This is a genomic window from Streptomyces sp. GQ60, from assembly GCF_059758875.1.
Map to the genome: position 1 here is coordinate 124,789 of NZ_JCAXEG010000017.1, position 21,220 is coordinate 146,008.

General features: G+C 72.4%; 18 protein-coding genes and 1 pseudogene. 9 read left to right on the plus strand and 10 right to left on the minus strand.

Translation table 11 applies throughout. The features are described 5' to 3' along the window. Positions 1-69 precede the first annotated feature (69 nt). Positions 70-3,555 (minus strand): M28 family peptidase, encoded by a 3,486-nt coding sequence (locus AC6CKD_RS31280; protein ID WP_498332053.1) that lies wholly within the window; start codon positions 3,553-3,555, stop codon positions 70-72. A 178-nt stretch (positions 3,556-3,733) separates the two neighbouring features. On the opposite strand from AC6CKD_RS31280, the gene AC6CKD_RS31285 reads away from it, so the two are divergent. Continuing rightward, the gene (locus AC6CKD_RS31285) at positions 3,734-4,693 is read left to right on the plus strand and encodes a LysR family transcriptional regulator (protein WP_498332007.1); all 960 of its coding nucleotides are present in this window, start codon (positions 3,734-3,736) and stop codon (positions 4,691-4,693) included. Positions 4,694-4,718: 25 nt separating this feature from the next. Beyond that, positions 4,719-4,898, plus strand: a pseudogene (locus AC6CKD_RS31290) (SUMF1/EgtB/PvdO family nonheme iron enzyme); the annotation flags it as partial. 10 nt (positions 4,899-4,908) lie between these two features. On the opposite strand, the gene AC6CKD_RS31295 reads toward AC6CKD_RS31290, so the two are convergent. The 3 genes from AC6CKD_RS31295 to AC6CKD_RS31305 form a co-directional block, all read right to left on the minus strand. Further along, complete coding sequence (locus AC6CKD_RS31295) at positions 4,909-5,505, minus strand: TetR/AcrR family transcriptional regulator (protein ID WP_498332009.1); 597 nt, start codon at positions 5,503-5,505, stop codon at positions 4,909-4,911. Between the two features lie 82 nt (positions 5,506-5,587). Beyond that, positions 5,588-7,576, minus strand: a complete 1,989-nt coding sequence (locus tag AC6CKD_RS31300) for a galactose-binding domain-containing protein (RefSeq protein ID WP_498332056.1) — start codon at positions 7,574-7,576, stop codon at positions 5,588-5,590. Positions 7,577-7,867: 291 nt separating this feature from the next. Next, complete coding sequence (locus AC6CKD_RS31305; RefSeq protein ID WP_498332011.1) at positions 7,868-8,737, minus strand: helix-turn-helix domain-containing protein; 870 nt, start codon at positions 8,735-8,737, stop codon at positions 7,868-7,870. Between AC6CKD_RS31305 and AC6CKD_RS31310 the strand changes: the two genes are divergently transcribed. Next, positions 8,736-9,227: a DUF2000 family protein gene (locus AC6CKD_RS31310; protein WP_498332013.1), complete on the plus strand. Its 492-nt coding sequence runs from the start codon at positions 8,736-8,738 to the stop codon at positions 9,225-9,227. The two genes, AC6CKD_RS31305 and AC6CKD_RS31310, sit on opposite strands and share 2 nt — an antisense overlap. A 509-nt stretch (positions 9,228-9,736) precedes the next feature. Then, positions 9,737-10,273, plus strand: coding sequence for an NADPH-dependent FMN reductase (locus tag AC6CKD_RS31315; RefSeq protein ID WP_498332015.1), 537 nt, complete (start codon positions 9,737-9,739; stop codon positions 10,271-10,273). Positions 10,274-10,316: 43 nt separating this feature from the next. Here the strand turns inward: AC6CKD_RS31315 and AC6CKD_RS31320 are convergent, their stop codons facing one another. Together AC6CKD_RS31320 and AC6CKD_RS31325 are read right to left on the minus strand one after the other, a co-directional pair. Beyond that, entirely contained in the window at positions 10,317-12,308 is a 1,992-nt protein-coding gene (locus AC6CKD_RS31320; RefSeq protein WP_498332017.1) for a sigma-70 family RNA polymerase sigma factor, read from the minus strand. Between the two features lie 3 nt (positions 12,309-12,311). Continuing rightward, positions 12,312-12,635, minus strand: coding sequence for a YciI family protein (locus AC6CKD_RS31325; protein WP_478691385.1), 324 nt, complete (start codon positions 12,633-12,635; stop codon positions 12,312-12,314). A gap of 165 nt (positions 12,636-12,800) precedes the next feature. On the opposite strand from AC6CKD_RS31325, the gene AC6CKD_RS31330 reads away from it, so the two are divergent. From AC6CKD_RS31330 to AC6CKD_RS31350, 5 genes are all read left to right on the plus strand, one after another. Then, complete coding sequence (locus tag AC6CKD_RS31330; protein ID WP_498332018.1) at positions 12,801-13,499, plus strand: DUF998 domain-containing protein; 699 nt, start codon at positions 12,801-12,803, stop codon at positions 13,497-13,499. 216 nt (positions 13,500-13,715) lie between these two features. Next, a complete protein-coding gene (locus AC6CKD_RS31335; RefSeq protein ID WP_498332019.1) occupies positions 13,716-14,312 on the plus strand; it encodes a hypothetical protein in 597 nt (198 codons plus the stop codon). A 125-nt stretch (positions 14,313-14,437) separates the two neighbouring features. Further along, entirely contained in the window at positions 14,438-14,923 is a 486-nt protein-coding gene (locus AC6CKD_RS31340) for a hypothetical protein (protein ID WP_498332021.1), read from the plus strand. A 106-nt stretch (positions 14,924-15,029) separates the two neighbouring features. Beyond that, the gene (locus tag AC6CKD_RS31345; RefSeq protein ID WP_498332023.1) at positions 15,030-15,599 is read left to right on the plus strand and encodes a hypothetical protein; all 570 of its coding nucleotides are present in this window, start codon (positions 15,030-15,032) and stop codon (positions 15,597-15,599) included. A 96-nt stretch (positions 15,600-15,695) separates the two neighbouring features. Beyond that, positions 15,696-16,718: a serine/threonine-protein kinase gene (locus AC6CKD_RS31350; RefSeq protein ID WP_498332024.1), complete on the plus strand. Its 1,023-nt coding sequence runs from the start codon at positions 15,696-15,698 to the stop codon at positions 16,716-16,718. Here AC6CKD_RS31350 and AC6CKD_RS31355 read toward each other — a convergent pair. From AC6CKD_RS31355 to AC6CKD_RS31370, 4 genes are all read right to left on the minus strand, one after another. Beyond that, positions 16,669-16,908, minus strand: a complete 240-nt coding sequence (locus AC6CKD_RS31355; RefSeq protein ID WP_478691379.1) for a response regulator transcription factor — start codon at positions 16,906-16,908, stop codon at positions 16,669-16,671. The genes AC6CKD_RS31350 and AC6CKD_RS31355 overlap by 50 nt on opposite strands. Positions 16,909-17,079: 171 nt before the next feature. Then, positions 17,080-19,554, minus strand: a complete 2,475-nt coding sequence (locus AC6CKD_RS31360; RefSeq protein WP_498332026.1) for a SpoIIE family protein phosphatase — start codon at positions 19,552-19,554, stop codon at positions 17,080-17,082. Between the two features lie 83 nt (positions 19,555-19,637). Beyond that, positions 19,638-20,291, minus strand: a complete 654-nt coding sequence (locus tag AC6CKD_RS31365) for a 4'-phosphopantetheinyl transferase family protein (protein ID WP_498332028.1) — start codon at positions 20,289-20,291, stop codon at positions 19,638-19,640. Between the two features lie 11 nt (positions 20,292-20,302). Continuing rightward, positions 20,303-21,220, minus strand: a 918-nt coding sequence (locus AC6CKD_RS31370; protein WP_498332030.1) for an acyltransferase domain-containing protein, incomplete at its 5' end; no start/stop codon positions are given.

The following is a 21,220-nucleotide window of genomic DNA, read 5'->3' on the forward strand; positions in this document are numbered from 1 at the left end:
GGCGGCACCCGCTCCGGCCGTGGGGCCGGAGCGGGTGCCGCCCGGGTGGGGCTCAGGGTGCCGGGGGCGTCAGCTCACCTGGAGGGTGACGTCGTCCACGACGAAGGAGGTCTGCAGGGAGGCGTCCTCCACGCCCTGGAACTTCAGGGTGACCGTCTGGCCGGCGAACCGGGAGACGTCGTACGTCTTGAGCTGGTAGCCGGAGGCCGCGTTCACGTTGGACAGGGTCGCCAGCGTCTGTCCGCCCACCGAGACCGTGAAGGTGTCGTAGACGGTGTTCTCGGTCTCGGCGGTGTCGATGTGCAGGTAGAAGCCGAGCTGGTACGAGGCGCAGCCGGCCGGGATGGTCACGGACTGCGAGGCGTTGTCCGTGCGGGACGTGCCGTAGCCGTTGAGCCAGGCCTTGTAGGTGCCGCCGTGCGGGGTCTGGCCGGCCTGGTTGGTGATGACGTTGGAGGTGGTGGTCCACGGGGCGGTGCCGCTCTCGAACCCGCCGTTGGCGACGAGCTGGCGCGGGGTGCAGGAGGGGCCGGTGCCGGTGACGGTCAGGGTGTAGGTGGTGGTGTGGCTGACCGAGCCCGTGCCGGTGACGGTCAGGGTGTACGTGCCGGGCGCGGTGCTCGCGCCGACCTGGACGGAGAGCGTGGAGGAGCTGCCCGACTGGACCGAGGCGGGGCTCAGCGAGGCGGTCGTGCCGGCCGGGGCGCCGGTCACCGACAGGGCGACGGTCTGGGCGGCCCCGCTGACGGTCGCGGTGTTGATCGTGGAGGTGGCGCTGCCGCCCTGGGCGGCGCTGCCGGTGGCCGGGGAGGCGCTGATCGAGAAGTCCGGGCCGGGGGTGGTGCCGCCGACGGCCTGGTTCCAGACGGTGTAGGCCACGCCGTCGGCGCTGCGGTCCAGGACGGTGGCGCTGATGTTGTTCGTGGTGTCGCAGGACGCGTGGTAGCAGGGGTCGTACGCCGCGTTCGCGGTGCCGCCCCACTTCGCGGCCTGGGCCGAGGTCTTGCGGGCACTGGCGCCGGCCGCGTAGCCGGAGGTGGGGATGCCGCCCTGCTGGAAGGAGTAGTCGTCACTGCGGCCCTGGCCCTCAGTGTTCTCCTCGGGAGCGAGGTTCAGGGAGGTCCAGTACGCCTTGAGCGGGGCGGCCGCCGTGGAGTTGACGTTGTTGATGAAATAGCCGCCGTTGGTGGAGCCGACCATGTCGAAGTTGTAGTAGGCCTTGATGGCCGACCTCTGGGTGCTGGAGAGCTGGTTGACGTAGAACCTCGAACCGTTGAGGCCCTGCTCCTCGTCGGTCCACCAGGCGAAGCGCACGTGCTTGGTCATGGTCGGGTTCTTCTGGGCGAGGACGAGCGCGTTCTCCAGCAGGGTCGCGGAGCCCGAGGCGTTGTCGTTGATGCCCGGACCCGCCGAGACGCTGTCGAGGTGCGCGCCGAACATGATCGTCTGGTCGGCGGGGCCGCCGGGCCAGTCGGCGATCAGGTTGTTCGACGGGTAGGTGCACGAGCTGCAGTTCTGCTCGGTCACCGTGTACCCGGCGGCCTGCAGCTTGCCCTTGATGTACGCCACCGACGCCGTGTAACCGGCACTGCCCGCACGGCGGTTGCCGCCGTTCTGGGAGGCGATCGTGCTGAACTGGGTCAAGTGCGCCTGGACGGCGGCCACGTCGATGTTCGGCGCGCCGGGGTTGGGCGTGGTGCCGCCGACGGTGAGCGCGTAGTCGACGGTGTGCGAGAGGCTGGTGCCCTGGCCCTTGACCACGACGGTCGAGGATCCGGGGGCCGCGCTGGAGGAGGCGGTCAGCGTCAGCGTCGAGGACTGGCCGGACTGCACGGTGGCCGGGCTGAAGGAGGCGGTGACCCCGGCCGGCAGGCCGGACGCGGTGAGGGTCACCTGCTGGGCCGTGCCCGTGGAGATGGCCGTGGAGACCGTGGTGGTGGCCGAGGCGCCCTGCTGGACGGTGCCCGAGGACGGGTTCAGCGCCAGCGTGAAGTCACTGTTCTGGCCGCTCGGGGTGCAGGTCGGGTCCGCGGGCTGCGCCGGCACGCTGATCGCGTCCCAGGCGGCCTTGGTCTTGGTGAACAGCCCGCAGGTGGTGTCCAGCGACTTGGCGGAACTGAGCGTCGCCGTCCGGTACTTCTTGTAGGACATGCTGGAGGTCTTCAGCAGCATGCCGCCGTAGAAGATCTTGCCGGCGGTCTGGATGCCCACGCCGGTCAGCGTGGTCTGGTTGCAGGTGCTGCTGTTCGGTTTGCCGCCGCCCGGGCTGGTGCCCTCGGCGAGCAGGTAGAACCAGTGGTTCATCGGGCCGGCCGCCGCGTGCACCTCGGTACCCGGTATGGAGGAGCTGTAGCAGGCCGGATCGTTGTTGACGGCCGCCGGGTTGTACATGTTCCGGATCGGCCCGCTGCCCACCAGGTTGATCGTCTCGCCGACGAGGTAGTCCGGAGTGTCGTACGGCGAGGGCTGGTTGATGTAGGCCTCGGTCAGCGCGCCGAAGATGTCACCGGTGGCCTCGCCGAGCCCGGACTCCTGGCCGCTGGTGCCGCCGGGGGTGGTGGAGTCGATGGCGTGCCCGTACTCGTGGGCCACCACGTCCACGCTGGCGATCCACTCGTTGGCGTTGTTGTGGCCGATGGTGACGGAGCTGCCGTCCCAGTACGCGTTGACGTCGTTGAGCCCGACCTTGGCCGGGAAGCTGCGGCCGCTGCCGTTGACGCCGTTGCGGCCGAGCCACTGGCCCAACATGTCCCACTGCTTCTGCGCCGCGAACATCAGGTCCGTACAGCCGGTCTCCTTGGAGGTGGGGTTGCCGGTGCCCCAGGAGTCGGTGGACTTCGAGAAGACCGTGCCCGAGCTGTAGTCGGCGCAGCTCAGAGCGGTCCGGTTCGGGTCGCGCAGGGAGTACGTGCCGCCCGAGGCCGTGGTGTCGATGGTCAGCGGGTTGGGGCCGTTCCACTTGCTGTTGCCGCTGCCCGCGACCACCTCGTCGAAGCGGTCGACGACCTTGCCGGTGCGGGCGTCCACGAACACGTGGAGCTTGCTCGGCGCCTTGGCGGTCCGTCCGGTCAGCACGGTCTCCCAGGCCAGCACCGCCTTGTCGTCCTTGAGCTTGACGACGAGCCGGCGGCTCTCCACCTTGTCGGTCTTGACCTGCTCGGCGCGCGAGAGGGCCTCGGCGGCCTGGGCCGTGACCGTCGCCGTGGTGGCCACGTCGATCACGGTCGCGGAGGCCGACTGGACGGCGCGTACCCGGCCCTCGCCGTCGGCGAGGACCACCGCGTCGCCGCCGACGACCGGCAGGCCCCGGTAGCTGCGCTCGTACGCGACGGAGTAGAGGTCCTTCACCCAGGGGGTGACCAGGCGCCGGTCGTACTGCTCCTGGGGGGAGTTGACCAGGCTGTCGAGCCCGCTGCGCACGGCCGCGTCGGCCGCGGCGACCGCCCGTTCGGCAGCGGTGGGCGGGAGGGGATCCGCGTTCTGCGAGGCGGTGGCGGTGGTGGCCAGCGTGCCGGCGAGGCCCGTGGTCAGCACCATGGCCGTGAGGGCGGCCATCCATCTGGTGGGCTGCAAGAGTCCACTCCGATCGTGTGGGGGGATGGGGAGGAGCGGGGAAAGGCGGTCTGGCTGTTCGCGGCCGAGTATGGGCGTGTTCATGACCAGTTCGGGACATCCCTGCGGGCATAAGACCGGCGTTATGGTGCCTGGGCGTGACGCTGCGTAAGCTGCCGGAATGCAGCTGGAGTTGAGACATCTGCAAGCCGTCTGCCAGATAGCCGAGACCGGCAGCCTGGGGGGTGCGGCGCGGCTGCTCGGGGTGTCCCAGCCGGCACTCTCCGCCCAACTGCGCCGGATCGAGCGGGTCACCGGCGGCGAACTCTTCGTCCGCGGCCGGCTCGGCGTCGAACCCACTCCGCTCGGCCAGTTCGTCCTGGCCAAGGCGCGCCGGGTGCTCAGCGAGATGGACGCCCTCGGCTCGGAGGCGCGGGCCCGGACGACCGACGCCCCGCTGCGCCTGGGCTGCATCCTGCTGGTGCTGATCGACGGACTGATCGCCCGGCAGGACCTGGCCCTGTCGGGCCGGGAGATCACCGTGGACATCGAGGACTCGGCGACCGCGCTGGTACGGATGCTCGGCGCGGGCCGCTACGACGTCATCGTGTACGGCGAGGTGAACGACCACGAGGTGCCGCTGCCCGGGGGAGTGGCGGCCCGCACCCTGGTACCCAAGGAGCCCTTCTGCATCCGGATGTCAGCCCGGCACCCGCTGGCCCGGCTGGAGGCCCTCGACCTCGCCGACCTCGCCGACGAGCAGTGGATGACCCTGGTGGAGGACGACGACGGCGGACCCGAGGCGCTGGTCGAGGCCTGCGCCAAAGCCGGGTTCGTCCCCGCGCTGCGCTACCGGATCACCGACCGCATGATGCAGTACGACCTGATCTCCGCGGGCCGCGCCGTCTCCCTCAGCCAGCCCACCGCACCCGCCGTGGCGGGCACGGTGATGCGTCCGCTGATCGGGGCGCCGGTCACGGGGCGCATCCGGATGGCGTGGAACCGCTCGACGGTCTCGGCCCGGCAGGCGGAGCTCTTCTACCGTTCGGCCGCCTACGCGTACCTGGCCAATGTGGACAACAACCCCTTCCACCGGGTCTGGTGGGACGAGCATCCGGAGGCGCACCCGACCCTGGACTGACGTCCCCACCCTGCATACCGGCCCGCACCTCGGCACCGTCTCCGTGACGTCGTACCGGCCCAACGGCCCCGGCCTGTACAGCGCGGTGGGCAACGTCTGGGAGTGGTGCTCCGACCCGTTCGCCCCGGGCCACCCCTCCCGCGCGATGCGCGGGGGTTCCTTCCTCTGCCACGACTCGTACTGCAACCGCTACCGGGTCGCGGCCTGAGGGATGGTCAGTCGATCCGGACGAGACCGGCCACGTGATCGGTGACCATGTCCAGGATCTCGGCGGCGGCCTTGTCGTCGCCGAGGACCAGGAAGTTCAGGGTCACCCCGTCCGTCATGGCCGCCAGATAGCGGGCCAGCACGGCCACCGGCACGCTCAGCTCGAACGGGGTGATCCGGCGCAGCTCTTCGAGCAGCTCGGCGTAGGCATCGCAGTAGGACTCGTACTGTTTGCGCGCCAGGTGCCCGAACTCCGGTTGGCGCAGCGCGTACTGGGTGAGCTCGTAGGTGAGCAGGTGTGCGCCGGGGCTGGCCGCCACGTGGTCCCAGTACGCCTGGAAGCCGGCCCGGATGGTCTCCCGCAGCGTCGGCCTCGGCACGATCGCGGCCTTCACGAGGGTGACGTAGTGCGCGGTGATGGTCTCGATGACCGACTCCAGGAGCGCCTGCTTGGAGTCGAAGCAGTAGTGGAAGACGCTCAGGGAGACCCCGGCCTCGGCGGCGATGGACCGGGTCGTCGTCCGCGACACCCCGTCGCGGGTCATCGCGCGGATCGCCGCCTCCGTCAGCTGCCTGCGCCGGTCGGTCAACGGCATCCGTGCCATGTACGGGTTCCCCTTCGTTCCGGTGCGCCCCGAGCGGGGCGTCCGCGGGCGCCCCGGCCCCCGGACACCCCGCTCGGCGCCGTCAGCTGCTGTATACGCCGACTTCGTACAGGGAGTAACCCCACTGGGTGCCGCGTCCCGCTCCGTGGACGCGTACGTACCGGGCCGGGACGCCCGCGAACTGGGCCGTGTCCAGGCCGCCGTCGCCGCTCGCCGTGGACCAGGCCGTCTGCCAGTTGGTGCCGTCGGGGGAGAGCTCGATGCGGTACGACTTCCCGTAAGCGCGCTCCCATTCGAGGGTGACCCGCTTGACCAGGGACGGGGAGCCCAGGTCGAACTGCACCCACTGGTCGTCGCTCCAGTCGCTCGCCCAGCGGCTGCCCCGGTCGCCGTCCACGGCCCTGCCGGGCGCGTAGCTGACGAACGGGTTCCACTCGGCGGAGCTCGCCGATGCGGCCGTGCCCGCCGCGAGGTTCACCCCGGCCTTGTGCTGCTCGGAGTTGCCCCAGGTGCGCAGGTAGGACTCGGCGCCCTTGAACAGGTCGTCCACCACGTCCTGTCCGCCGACCAGCCGGATGTCCTCGATCCAGTCGGGCACCAGGCCGTAGTGCGAGGCGCCGTCGGTGTTGAGGTCCCACGTGCGCTGGCCGGTGGTCTGTTTGTCGATGACCGACCCGCCGTCGGTGCTGCGGAAGGGGTACGTGACCGGGTTGGGCGTGGTCGCCCCGCGCGGGCCGGGCCAGCCGCCGACGCCGTTCATGTCGGTGCCGTAGCCGTAGCCGACGTCGTACTTCTCGCGCAGCGCGTCGGTCCGCTTGGCCTCGGCGCTGAAGCCCTCGGCGCCGCCCATGTACTGGGCGATGAAACCGCCGAGCTTGTAGAGCCGCTCGGTCCAGCCCAGGTCCATCCAGCTGTGCGAGGAGATCACGCCGGGGTACGACTCGGTCTCGAGGATGTCGAAGGCCTGGCCGGCCGCCTTCACGCTCATGTGGTCGAGTTCGAGCATCATCTTGCGTTTCATCATGCCGCGCACCGCGTAGTCACCGAGGTCGGTGAGGCCGCGGGTGTTGCACTGGGCGCCCGAGGCGTACGAGGGCACGCTCACGCCCGCCGGCAGCTCCTTCTCGGCGGCGGCCGCGGGGGCCAGGCCGATGGGGTTGTCGTGCTGCGGGCCGGCGCACTGCTCGGTCTTCCAGAAGGTGCCGGTCGACAGGAACTGCCCGACGTTGATGGCCGTTCCGAGCGCGCCCTCGTCGAAGCGGACCCCGCACAGGGCGTTGTCGAACTTGTGGCACAGGAACATGCTGCGCACGCCGAGGTTGTACAGCTCGTCGAGGCCGCGGTCGATGTCCTGCTTGCTGCACTGGGCGATGTCCAGGATCTGCTTGCAGCCGAAGGGTTCGGAGGTCTCGACGCCGAGGACCACGGCCAGCTTGCCCTGCTTGATCACCTCGCGGGCCTGGGCGGAGTCGGTGACGATGCGGAACCAGCCCTTGCCGGGGCCGCCGTACATCTTGTCGACGTAGGCCTGCATGTCGTAGGTCTTGCGCGCCTCCAGGCGGATGGCGGTCATCTCGTCGCAGCCGCGGTCCTTGAAGAAGTAGACCGAGCAGATCACCCCGTTGGTGACGAGGTCGTTGACGAGGACGCGCTGGCCGCCGCGCCAGGCGCGCTCGATCCAGGCGTAGTAGTTCTGCTGGTGGGTCAGCGAGTCGTGGGCGGGCCAGTCCTTGAAGGTGGGCCAGCCGTCGGGGTCGTGCTTGCCGTCGCCGCCCTTGGTGATGAAGTCGAAGATCGCGAGGCTGCCGTCGGGGTAGTGCTCGGGGCAGTCCTTGAGTGCGTCGGCGATCCCGGCGTCGGAGAAGGGCTTTCCGCAGATCAGACGGCCGCCGAAGCCCTCGTTGGACATGATGTGGTCGTGCGCGTCGACGAAGCCCCGGACGTTGCCCTGGGCGTCGGTGCCCTTGAAGGGCTCGCCGGTCACGTTGATCTGGGAGTCGGGGGCGGGTCGTGCGGTGGGGTTCCACCAGCCGTTGTCGGCGGCCGCTCCCGGAGCGGGGCCGAGGGCCATGGCGAGCAGGCCGAGGAGCAGGGACAGGATCGCGATCGGCTTGCGCCGGCGGTGGCGGCGCGCCTCCGGTCGTTGGCTTCGTGGTTCTCGGGTCAGGGCCACTACTCACGTCCTCGGTCGGCGGAGGGCGCGGTCGAGGACACGGTCCACCGGAGGCGTGGCCGCCCTGGCACCTGTTTGTCATGTCCCGCGCAAGCATTGGGTCGAGAATCGCTACTGCCGGGTACAGAGTCAAGAGTCCGGGTCACATGACCTGATGGAGCGTCACCCTACTCGCCGGGAGGGCCGCCGTCAGCGGGATGCGGAGGGGCGGGCGTAGCGGCCCGGGGTGGTGCCGACGACGCGCTTGAAGTGCCGGGTGAAGTGCGACTGGTCGTAGAAGCCCGTCTCGACCGCGACCTCGGCGGCCGGGAGGCCGTCGAGGAGCAGCCGGCGGGCCAGGGAGACCCGGCGCGAGACGAGGTACTGGTGCGGGGCGATGCCGAAGGCGGCGCTGAACGCGCGCACCAGGTGGGCGGGGTGCGCCTGGAGCAGACCGGCCGCCTCCTCGAGGGACAGGCCGCCGGCCGCCCGCTCGTCGAGGAGCTCGCGCAGGCTCCGTGCGAGGCCGGGGGCGGTTCCGGGCGATGCGGCCCGGGCGTGCGGGAGTTCGAGGCGGGGATGGAGCAGGGTGCGCAGCCGTTCGCCGATCAGGGCCAGCCGGCTCTCCGCCTCGAACTCGTCACCGGGGGCGGCCAGGACCCGGTGGAGCTGCCCGACGCGTCGGCGCAGTACGGGGTCGGCGAGGTCGGGACCGTCCACGGCGGCGCCGATGAAGCGCTCGTCCAGCAAGGTCGTGTCGAGGTAGACGACGCGCTTGCGGAAGCCGTCCGGGGTCGCGGCGGAGCCGTTGTGCGGAACCTGCGGCGGGAGCAGGCTCACCGTGTCGCCCGGGGTGCCGCGCCGGTGGCGGTCCAGGTCGTAGCGGACCGCGCCGTCGTCGACGATCAGCAGGGTCCACGCGTCGTGGACGTGCATGGGGTACGCGTGCGCGGTGAAGCGGGCGTGGAAGACCTCGACGACGCCCGCGACCCGCGGACGCCAGGCCGAGACCTCCTGCTGGGGCTGCACGCAAAGAACGTACAAGACCGCGTGCGGGGGCGCCCGGCAGTCTCGCGGCATGAGCGACGAGAGTACGAGCAAGAGCGAGCAGCGGTACGGGAGCGAGCAGCGGGACGAGGCGGACGAGCGGGAGGCGCCGGTGCGGTTCGACACCAAGATCGCGGTGCTGCTGCGCGACGACCTGGAGGCGTGGCAGCGGCTGCACGTCACCGCGTTCCTGGTCAGCGGGCTCGGCACGGCCTCTCCCGAAGTGGTCGGCGAGCCGTACGAGGACGCCGACGGGACCCCCTACCTGCCGATGTTCCGCCAGCCCGTCCTGGTCTTCGAGGGCGGCAGGGAAGTGGTGGCGGCGGCGCACGAGCGGGCGGTGCGGCGCGGGCTGGCGACGGCGGTGTTCACGTCCGACCTGTTCGGCACGGGCCACGACCGGGCCAACCGGGCGGCCGTGGCGGCGGTGGGCAGGGAGCAGCTCGACCTGGTCGGGATCGCCGTCCACGGGGCGCGCAACTCCGTGGACAAGGCGCTCAAGGGGGCCCGCATGCACGGCTGACGGGTGGTCGGGGCTGACGGGCCGCCCCGGGCGACGGGCCGGACGGGTGTGGCGGGCCGGACAGGTGTGGCGGGCCGGACAGGGCGGGTGGGTGGCCGGGTCCGCCGGGCGGGCGCCGGATGAACCCGGGAGGACGCCGGGCGGGCGTGCAGGGGGTGGCGTTTCGGCCACGTCCGCACCTTCCGCCGTCAGCGCGAATGCCGCCACAGCCTCCAGCTCTTCCTGTCCGCCGCCGCCGAGGCGCAGGTGGCCTCCGGCGTCACCCACACCCGGCGGCTGCGCGGTCTGCGGCTGCCCGGCACCGGCGACGCCCCGGGACTGGCCCTGCGCGGGGGAGGCCCGTGGTGACCGCGACCACGGTGATCGCCCCGGCCGCCCCCGAGGACGGGCACATCACCCGCCCCGCGCGCGCTCACGGCGCAGAAGGGCGGCGAGCCGGCCCCCATCAGCCCTGGAGGGTGAGGAATCCCCTCCCTCGGGCAGGGGGAGGACGCCATACATTGGGGCGCATGTCCACGCTGCCTGTGATCCTGCTGCTGTCGGGGAGCCTGCGGGCCGGGTCCTCCAACGAAACCGTCCTGCGCACCGCGCAGGCGGCGGCCCCCTCGCGGGTGAGGACGGTCCTCTACGAGGGGCTGGCGGAACTTCCGCACTTCAACCCCGACGACGACGCCGATCCGCTGCCGGGCCCCGTGGCCGGGTTGCGCACGGCGATCGCCGAGGCGGCCGCGGTCCTGATCTGCGCCCCGGAGTACGCCGGCACCCTCCCCGGCTCCTTCAAGAACCTGCTGGACTGGACGGTCGGCGGAACCGAGATCTGCGACAAGCCCGTCGCCTGGGTGAACGCGGCGGCCCCGGGACGCGGCCAGGGCGCGGAGGCCACGCTGCGGACCGTCCTCGGCTACACCGGCGCCGACATCAGGGACGAGGCGTGCGTACGGATCCCCGTGGACCGAGGGACGGTCGGCGCTGACGGGACCATCACCGACGAAGCCGTACGCGCACAACTCGGCCGGAGCTTGGCCCTGTTGGCCGACGGGGGCTAGGCCGTCTCTTTCGGGCCTGACGGCAAGATCCGAAAGAGACGGCCTAAAGGGTGCCCTCGGGAGGCTGCGGATCGGGTTTGAGGCGGTGCAGGGTGTAGCCCCCGTGCGCCGGGTCCAGGGGCTTGGTGACCTCCTTGAAGAGGTGCTCGGCCCGCTCGTAGGACAGGCGGCGCCGGCCCGTGTCGGGGCACAGGTCGGCCGGCCCGGGGGTACGGGCCGGTCCGGGCCGCCGTTCGGAGAGGAACACCGGTCCCCGGGTACGGCCGGCCAGCAGCAGGGGCAGGAGCCGGGCCGTACCGGAGCGCCAGCTCACCCACGTGCGGCCCGCGCGGGCCCGGCGGTCCTCCAGGTCCAGGTCCTCCACGTTCAGGGACAGGACGGCCTTCACCCCCGCTGCCGACTCGTGCAGGAGCCGCCACAACGTCTGTTCCCTCAGGGGAACGCCGGGGTCGCTCCAGAGGGCGTCCAGCTGTGCCGGGCCCAGGGCGGATGCCCGGGCACGGGGCTCGGTGCGCCGCTCCAGCCCTGCCGCGAGTCCGTCCAGACCGGCCCAGGCGCCGAAGGAGCGTACGGCCGAGCGGTGCCGGTTCCAGGTCCTGGCCGCCGTACCGCCCCAGGCGGCCGAGCACACGCGTGCCACCTCCTCGGGCGTCAGGCGGGACAGCGGCGTGCCGTCGCCGAGGTCCAGGCGCAGCCGCCGCAGGGTCTGCCCGTACGAGCGGACCGTCGCCGCGTCCAGATCCGCCCGGCCCAGGAAGCCCTCCGCGGCCCGGCCGAGGGACGGACCCGGTGCGGGACCTACCAGGCCGCCGGTGGCGGGGACCTCCTGCGCGCGCCGGCGCAGGAAGGCGCGCTCGGCGGCGTTCTTCGCGAGGGCCGCCGCCCGGAGGAACTCCCTCCGCGCCTCCGGGCCGCGGTCCAGGCGCAGCAGCAGGTCTCCCCGGACGCTGGGGAGGAGGTGGTAGTCGCGGAGCACGGGATCGGCGACCAGGGAGTCCACCAGGTCGAGGCCGGCCTGCGGCCCGTGCGCCATCCCCAGCGCCACCGCCCGGTTGAGCTGGACCACCGCCGTCGGCCGCAGCCGCGCCAAGGCGCCGTACAGGGTCGCGATCTGCGCCCAGTCGGTCTCCGCGGCGGTGCGTGCCTGCGCGTGGCACACGGCGATCGCAGCTTGCAGCACGTACGGGCCGGGGGCCCCGCCGGCCTCCCGCGCGCGCAGCATCGCGGCGAAGCCGCGGCGGACGAGCAGCTGGTCCCAGCGCCCCCGGTTCTGCTCGTGGAGCTGGACGGGCTCGCCCGAGGGGCCGGTGCGCGCCGCCGAACGGGAGGCCTGGATCTCCATCAGCGCGACCAGGGCGTGCACCTCGGCCTCCCGGGGGGCCAGCTCGGCCAGCAGCCGGCCCAGCCGGAGCGCTTCGAGGCAGAGCGCGGGCCGCATCAGATCGTCGCCGGAGGTGGCCGAGTAGCCCTCGTTGAAGATCAGGTAGATGACCTCCAGCACCGAGGACAGCCGCTCGGGCAGCTCCGTCTCCTCCGGCAGGTCGAAGGGCACGCGGTGCAGGGCCAGCGTGCGCTTGGCCGCGGCGATCCGCCGGGTCACGGCGGTCGACGTGGCGAGGAAGGCCCGTGCGATCTCCTCGGCCGTCAGGCCGCCCAGCAGCCGGAGCGTGAGCGCCGCACGGGATTCGGCCGGCAGCACGGGGTGGCAGGAGAGGAACATCAGCCGCAGGACGTCGTCGTCCTGCTCGGGCTCCTGACGCTCCTCCAGCTCGTGGGCGAGCTGCTCCCGCTTGTCCGTCAGCAGCCGTGAGCGCCGGATGTGGTCGACCGCCCGGCGCTTGGCCGTGGTCGTCAGCCAGGCGCCGGGGTTGTCCGGGACCCCGGCACCCGGCCACTGTTCGAGCGCGGCGACGAGAGCGTCCTGGGCCAGTTCCTCGGCCAGGCCGACATCGTGCACCATGCGCGTGAGCGTGGCGATGATCCTGGCCGATTCGAGCTTCCAGACCGCGTCGATCGTCCGCGAGGTGTCCGGCACGGATCAGGGGCCGTAGACCTGCTGGACCACGCTCTCGCCGTCACCGACGATCCTGCGGAAGCGGCGGGCCAGCTCGATCGCCTCTTCCCTGGACCGGACCTCGATCAGCGCGAAACCGGCCACCGCCTCCTTGGCCTCGGCGAACGGCCCGTCCGTCACGGTGATCTCCTCGCCCGCGGAGGCCACCAGGATGCCGCCCGGTTCCAGGCCGCCCGTCGCCAGGAGCACGCCGGCCGCCGTCAGTTCCTCGATGAACCGGCCCATTTCGGCGTACAGCCGCTCGTCGGGGGCGGCGTCGGAAGGCTTCGTCGTCATCAGGTAGCGCATGGGGACTCCCTCGTCTCGTGGTACCGAGCTGCTGCCCGTACCTGCCTACACGTCGAACCGGTGATGTGACAGGGAACGCGCCGATTCCCTGTCAGATCTCCGGTTCGACGTACCGGCGAGAACCGCAATCGAGCCGCAGTCCCGCCGCACCGAAAGGCATCCACCATGACCATGCAGACCCCCGCCGCCACCGTCTCCTCCGCCACCCGCTCCTCCTCGCACACCTCCTCGCCCTCCTTCTCCGCCACCACGCGCTCCCTGCTCACCTGCGTGGTCGTCGCCTCCCCGCTGTGGGCGGTCGTCTCCCTGACCCAGGCCGCGACCCGCCAGGGCTTCGACATCACCCGCCACCCGCTGAGCGCGCTGAGCAACGGCGGCCTCGGCTGGCTCCAGATCACCAACTTCCTGCTCGCCGGTGCCCTCCTCGCCATCGGGGCGACCGGCCTGTGCCGGGCCCTGCGCGGCACCTCCGGATCCACCTGGGCGCCACGGCTGGTCCGGATCGGCGGCATCGGCATGATCGCGGCCGGGGCCTTCGTCATGGACCCGGTCGACGGCTTCCCCCTGGGCGCCCCCTCCGCGGAGGGGGCCGCGCTCACCTGGAACACCTACGCCCACTTCGCCGCCGGGTCGGTCACCTTCACCTCGCTGATCGCCGCCTGCTACGTCCTGGGCCGGCACTTCGGCCGCGCCGGAAAGCGCCGGTACGCGATCGCCTCCCGAGTCGCCGGCAGCGCCCTCCTGGTCGGCAACGGCTGGGCGATGAGCGGCGGCCCGGCCGGCACGCTGACGCTGGCCGTAGGAGCCGTCACGGCGATGCTCTGGATCTCCCTGGTCGCGTACCGCGGGCGCCGCGGCATCTGACCCGCGGCCGTGCCCTTCACGGGGCCTCCCGGGCTTTTAACCGGTGATGCGGAGGGTGTCAAGTCCCGAGTTTCCGGAACATGACCCGGATGCACCATCCGGGGCTTACTTGAGGCACGAGGAAGGGACGGAAAACCTCTCCGAGAGACTCTTCCTCTCCTCGAATTACCGCACCGTCCCGAATATCCGGGACACCTCAATCATTAGGAGAAGGCCATGAACCGTAAGACTCGCACCAACAACGTCGTCCGCACCAACCGTCGTGGATTCCGCATCGCAACCCTGGCCGCAGCGGCCGCCATGATCTCGGGAGGGGTCGTCCTGCCGGCCTCCATGGCGACGGCGGCCGCGATGCCGGCCCATGTGGCCACTGCCCTCCCGGCCGCCGGTGGCGCCGGAGGGGACGGCGGCGAAGGCGGCGGCGGCCTCATCGGTGGCGGTGGCGGCTCCGGCGGCTCCGGCGGGGGCAGCGTCCTCGGCACCGGCGGTGCCGGCGGCAACGGAGGCAAGGGCGGCGACGGCGTCCTCTCCGGTGGCGGCGGCGGTGGCGGCGGTGGCGGCGGCGAAGGCGTCATCGGCGGCAAGGGCGGCAACGGCGGCGGGGGCGGCAGCGGCCTCTTCGGCGGCAGCGGCGGCAACGCCGGCAGCGGCGGCGACGGCAAGCTGATCGGCGGCAACGGAGGCAAGGGCGGCAAGGGCGGCAACGGCGTCTTCGAGGGCGGCAACGGCGGCAAGGGCGGCAAGGGCGGCTTCGGCGGCCTGTTCGGTGGCCTCGGCGGCGGTGGCGGTGCCGGAGGCAGCAGCATCTTCTAATCGCGCTTGACCCACGTGCTCCACGGGGGTGGAGGCCTTCGGGGCCTCCACCCCCACCCCACCCGCTTCACCCCCACCCACCTTCCTCATCAGCGACACCGTGCTCACGGAAACGGAGAACCCCCATGTTCACGAGCCCCTGGCAGCGTCCGCTCATCCTGGCGGCGGCCTCCCTGGCTTTCGTCACCGGTACGGCGTGCGCAGCGCAAGCGTCCCAGTCCCACACCCCCGCGAACACCGTTTCCTCGATCATGACCGGGTCGCCCGCCCACTGCGGGGCCGGCGGCGAGGGCGGCGAGGGCGGCAAGGGCGGCGAGGGCGGCAAGGGCGGGGAGCCCGGCAAGCCCGGTGAGCCCGGCAAGTCCGGACGGGCCGGCTGCTTCCGGTTCGACGACCTGCCGGACAAGCCGAAGTCGGAGCTGACGATGGTGGACAAGGTGCGCATCGTGGTGACCCTGCTGGCCGACGACTCCGACGAGACGAAGGAGAAGATCGCCAAGAAGTACGAGATCTCGACCGACCAGATCGACACCTGGAAGAAGAGCTACCTCGACGGCGACTGGTTCGCCCTGATGGGGACCGGCTCCCCCTTCTCCCCCCTGTCCACGTGATGAACGGGCCCGTCCGGCCGGTGGCCGGCCGGGTCCTTTTCCATCCGAATTCCCCGCACCACATTCCCGGCATCACTTTCACCGCATCATCGGCAAGGAGAATCCCATGCGCGCACGTTCTTGGAAGTTCCGTATCGGTCTTGTCATCTCGTCGACGTTGATCGGTGCCGGCGCGATGGCGGCTCCGGCCATGGCGGCTCCGGCGTCCACGGTCCAGACGGCCCCGGCGGCGTCCCACGGCTGGCAGGGCGCATACGAAGGCGGCGGCGACAGCACACCGGGCGCGAGCCGGCTCACCGGCAAGGTCAAAGTCGGCAACGGCAGCGTCCGCGTCGGGGACAAGGTGTGCGCGGGCAACTGCAACGGAACGGTGAACGGCACCAACGGCGGCAACGGCGGGATATGCGCCGGACTGTGCAACGGCAGCGCCAACGGCGGGAACGGCACCCAGGGCCGTCCGGCCGGCGACGGAACGAAGGGCGGCAACGGCGGAATCTGCGCCGGAGTGTGCAACGGCAGCGTCAACGGCGGGAACGGCGGAAAGGGCGGCAACGCACCCGCCGGCGGCGACGCCGGCAACGGCGGCCGGGGCGGCAACGGCGGCATCTGCGTCGGCGTCGGCTGCGAAAGCAGTGGCCGGGGCGGCAACGGAGGAGCCGGTGGTGACGACGACTGACCACCCGGCCGGGCACCATCCCCCGTGGGGCGAGCGATGCTCGCCCCACGGGCGTGCGTGTGGATCACTCGATAGACTTGTGGCGGGAGGCGCCTGATGGGCACGGCAGCGAACCGGGGCCTTTATACGGGCCGCGCCTCCGGCCTGATCGGGCGGCAGATCGCCGGCTACCGGATCGAGCGCATCATCGGCCGGGGCGGAATGGCCGTCGTCTACCAGGCGAAGGACCTGCGCCTGGACCGTACGGTCGCGCTCAAGCTGATCGCCCCGGAGCGCGTCCGCGACGAGGTCTTCCGGCGCCGCTTCGCCCACGAATCCCGGGTGGCAGCGAGGATCGACCACCCGCACATCGTGCCCATCTTCGAAGCGGGGGAGACCGACGGGGTCCTCTACATCGCCATGCGGTACGTCGCGGGGCTGGACCTGCGGGCCCTGCTGGACCGGGACGGACCGCTGCCCGTGCCGACCGCGCTGCGCATCGCCGCCCAGGTGGCATCGGCGCTCGACGCCGCCCACGAGCACGATCTGGTGCACCGGGACGTCAAGCCCGGCAACATCCTGGTCGCCGAGGGCACCGACAGCGACCACCCGGAGCACATCTACCTCACGGACTTCGGACTGACGAAGAAGTCGCTGGCGCTCACCGGGTTCACCACGGCGGGCGAGTTCGTCGGCACGGTCGACTACATGGCGCCGGAACAGATCTCCGGGCGCCCGGTCGACGGCAGGTGCGATCTCTACAGCCTCGGCTGTGTCGTCTACGAGTCACTCGCCGGCGGGCCGCCCTTCGAACGCGACGACGCCCCCGCGCTCCTGTGGGCGCACCAATACGACAAGCCGCCTCCCCTGACGGAGAAGCGGCCCGATATTGCGCCGGCGGCCGGCGATGTACTGGCGAAGGCCATGGCGAAGGTCCCGGAGGACCGCTACGACTCCTGCCTGGAATTCGTGGCGGCGCTCCGTGCCGCGACCGCCACAGCGGTGGCCCGGCGGGCCGGTCCGCCGCCTCCCGGGGATCCGGGGAGCGGCGAACCGCCGCGGGAGCCCCCGGACTGGGCGCGGCCGGTGTTCACAGGCCCAGGGAGATCGCCAGGCGGGTCATCTCCGCCGTGGTGTTGATGCCCAGCTTGGCCCGGATGCGGCGCAGGTACGCGTCGACCGTGTGCTTGGAGAGTCCCATGGAGCGGGCCGTCTGCACGTAGGTGCACCCGGCTGCGATGTGGCGCAGCGCCTCCTGCTCGCGCGGAGCGAGGACGGCTGCGGGGGCTGTGGCGGCTTCGGGGTGCGGTGCGACGAGTGTGAGGCTCATGGGACTTCCTCCGGCGCTTCGGCTCGATCATCACGGCTGCTCGCACCTTTGGAAGCAGAGAACATGTCCACGAATGTGGGTGTATGTCCGTGTTAAAGAGCCTGTCGGTGGGAGTTCATGAGCCTGTCCGTCGTCTGTCACGGGCGTGTCACAGGGTAGGGGAGAAGGTCCTCAGAACCCGGTGAGGGACTGCTCGGCCCAGATGGTCTTGCCGAAGAGGGTGTGCCGGGTACCCCAGCGCTGGGTGAGCTGCGCGACCAGCAGCAGGCCGCGCCCTCCCTCGTCGAAGATCCGGGCCCGCCGCATGTGCGGGGCGGTACCGCTCGCGTCCGAGACCTCGCAGATCAGCGTGGTGCCCTCGTGGATCAGCCGGAGCTGGACGGGCTGCTCGCCGTAGCGGATGGCGTTGGTGACCAGTTCGCTGACCACGAGCTCGGTGACGAAGGCGGCGTCGTCGAGCCCCCAGACCGTCAGCTGGTCGGTGGCGTTGCGGCGGGCCTGCGCGACGAAGGAGGGGTCGGAGGGCAGGTCCCAGACGGCGACCTTGTCGGTGTGCAGGGCCCGGGTCCGGGCGACGAGCAGGGCCACGTCGTCATCGGGACGGTGGGTCAGCAGAGCCGTCAGCACCCGGTCGCAGACGGTGTCCAGGCTGGAGGCGGGCCGGACCAGGGCCGCGAGCATGCTGTCCAGGGCCTCGTCGATGTCGTGGTCGCGGGTCTGCAGCAGGCCGTCGGTGTACAGCGCGAGCAGGCTCCCCTCGGGAAGTTCGACCTCTACCGTCTCGAAGGGCAGGCCCCCCAGGCCCAGCGGCGGTCCCGCCGGGACGTCGAGGAGGTACGCGGAGCCCTCGGGGGAGACCACGGCGGGCGGGGGATGGCCGGCCCGGGCGGCGGTGCACCGGCGGGTCACTGGGTCGTACACCACGTAGAGGCAGGTGGTGCCGATGCCCCCGGCCGCTTCCTGGCCGGTCTCGTCGGCCGACAAGTGGATGATCAGGTCGTCGAGGTGGGTGAGCAGCTCGTCGGGCGGCAGGTCGACGTCGGCCAGCGTGCGCACGGCGGTCCGCAGCCGGCCCATGGTGGCGGAGGCGCGCATGCCGTGACCGACGACATCGCCCACGACCAGGGCCACCCGGGCTCCGGACAGCGGGATCACGTCGAACCAGTCACCGCCCACACCGGCCTCGCCGCCGGCGGGCAGATAGCGGGAGGCGATCTCCAGCGCCGACTGCACGGGCAGCGTGTGCGGGAGCAGGCTGCGCTGCAGCGTCATGGTGGTGGTGTGCTCCCGGGCGGTCCGGCGCGCCCGGTGGATGCCCGCGGCCGCTCTGGCCGTGAGTTCCTCGGCCAGCCGCAGATCGTCCGGATCGAAGGGCTCCCGCTGCTGATGACGGGTGAAGACGGCCAGGCCGAGGGTGGTCCCGCCGTCGCGCAGCGGCACCAGCATCATCGAATGGGTCCCGTACTCGCTGATCCAGGCGGCCCCGGGGTCCTGGGCCACCCACCGGGCGACGGCCGGGTCGGCGGTGCCGTACACGGCGCCCCGCCCCGCGGCCAGGCACTCCACGGGCGGCGACAGCGCCGGGTACACGGTCGTCTCCCCGACCGCGATCCGGGCCTCCTGGCTCCCGCCGAGGACCGACCGTACGGCGCTGCGTGACACCGTGAGCGCCCCCGTTCCGGGACTCGGGGCCGGCCCCGCGCCGCGCGGGGACGGTTCGAGGAGGTCGACGACAGCGAAGTCCGCGAGCCGGGGGACGGCCGCGTCGGCCAGCTCCTGCGCGGTGCGGGCACTGTCCGGGCTGGTGCCGATGCGGGCGCCGGCGAGGTCCGGCGGCAGCGCCTGCCGCGGACCGGGGTCAGCCGCGACCCTGTCGTGCGCGGTCAGGTACACGGCCCGCGCGCGGCCGTCCGGACCCGGGACGGGGGCCAGCGAGGTCGCCCAGCCGGAAGGCCCGCCCGCGACGGGCGGCCGGACGAAGCCGCCCACGGATTGCGGCTCGCCCGTCTCCAGCACCCGGCGCATCGCCCGCTCGGTCTCCTCGCTCACCGGGTCGGGGGCGATCTCCGACAGGCGCAGCCCGCGCATCTCGGCCTCCGTGAGGGAGAGCGCCCGGCGCATGCCGTCATTCGCCCGCACCAACCGCAGATCCTCGTCGAAGACCGACAGGACGCACGGGGACCGGTCGAAGGCCCATTCGCCCAGGGCCTGGCCCCAGGCCACACCGGGCGCTCCCGCCACGGCGGACACCACCAGCCACTCGGCCGACCCGCCGACGACCGTCCTGCGGTGCGCGAGCAGTCCCGCGTCCAGCCGCCGGCCGTCCCGGTGGCGCAGTGGCACGGTGCCGCTCCACCGCTCCTGCCCGGGCGCGACCGGCCGCGCCGCAGGGCCCGTACCAGTGCCGGTACCGGGGTCCGTACCGGCGGATCCGCCGGGCCCGCCGGACCGGTCCGCGAGCAGGTCGGCGGCGGGCAGTCCCACGACCTCCGAGGGCGCGTAGCCGAGCAGCCTGCGGGCGTCCTCGCTCCACCCCGTCACGATGCCCTGCTCGCTGACGGTGGCCGTGGCCGTGTACGCGGCCCCCGGGGAGGCGTGCGTCGTCCGGGCCGGCCGCTCACCGGGAGGGGTGGGAAGTTGCTCCATCGCCGCTCATCTCGCCTTCGCCTGGCCAGGGGCTCCACTGACAAGCATGATCCGGCGCGGCAAGGAGCACCAACGCAGTGCCGTCACGTGCCCGGCTGCGCCAGGACGAGGGCCAGGACCGCGTCCGCCGCCCGCCAGACCATCGCGCGGCGCCGCCCGCCGAGGAGGGGCGGCCGCAGGCCCAGGATCTGCACGCGGCGCGGAGCGGCGCCGAACACCCCGCTCCGGTCGGCCTTGACCGACGCCTCCTTCAGGGCCCAGGCGGCTGCCAGGACCTCGGGCCGGTCCGTACCGATGAGGGAGAGCTCCCCGGGCGCCAGGACGTGGTCCGCGACCCGGCGTACCGCCTCGGCCGAGGCGGTCTCGCACAGGTCCACTCCGACCGGTTGAGGGGCGAGGGCCGCGGTGACGTGGCGGGCGGTGTGGCTGATGGAGAGGTGCAGGTCCGGCAGCGGGCTGCCGCCGAGCAGGACGTACGGGCTGCCGTCCGCGCGGGGGAGCACCTCGACCTCCCGCTCCGAAGCGCCGACGGCCTCCTGGACCAGCCCCTTGGCGAGCAGCCGGCCGGCCGTCCACTCGGCCTGCCGCCAGGCCGGCAGCGCGTGGACGACGCGCCGCTCGGCCGGCGAGAGGAAGGGCGCCCGGTCCGGCGCGCCGCGGCGTGCCACGACGAGCACGGCACCGCCCCAGCGGTGGAGGTGGCCCGGCACGATCGGCGGGAAGGCGACGGTCTGCATGACGGCGGGGGTCACGCGGCGGCGGGGGCCGCGGTGTCCGTGCCCAGCTGTCGCGGGTGCGGCCGGGCCAGGTCCTCGGGCACGGCCCGGCAGAAAAGGGGGCTGACGCCGACGCCCTGCGGGAACAGGTCCTCCGCGAGCCGCGGGGCGGGCGGGGCGGGCACCGGCAGGTCCAGGAGCCGGCGGTCCTCCTCGGAGATCAGGGCGCGCGGGTCGACGGGGGCGCCCAGGACCGCGAGCCGGGCGAGGGCCAGCACGAAGGTGCGCCCGCCGTCCGGCACCTCCCCGGAGACGGGAATGACGTGGATGTCGCCGTGGCCGGTGAGGTTGCGGCGGACCGAGGTGAGGAGCGAGGTTCCGCCCGTCACTTGGAGGAAGACGCGGGCTCCCTGGTCGTAGGCGGTGCGGACGGCGTCGCTGAAGAGGACCGGGGCGGACGCGTGCCGGGCCCACAGCTCGCGCAGCCGGTCGGGGTCGGTGCAGACCTCGGCGTTCACGGACGAGACGAAGGGCACGGCGGGGCTGGTGACCCGACGGGTGGCGAGGCCCGAGCGCACGGCCTCCTCGGCCCGGGCCAGCCACGGGGAGTGGAAGGCGTTGGACACGTCGAGCGTCGCCGTGACGACCCCGGCCGCGGCGCAGGCTTCGCGCAGGGCGGTGAGACCTTCCGGTGTGCCGCTGACGACGATCTGTCGCGGCTGGTTGAAGCAGGCGAGCCACACGTCGTCGATCCCGTTCGTGAGCCGGCGGCAGGTCTCCTTGTCGGTCTGCACCGCGAGCATTCCGCCCCGCACGCCGGTTTGGGCCCGTCGCAGGGCCGCACCGCGGTGGACCAGCAGCCGGACCGTGTCCACGGGGGTGAGCGCTCCGGCGGCCGCGGCGGCGGCGAATTCTCCGGCGCTGTGGCCGAAGGTGAGGTCGGGGGTGAC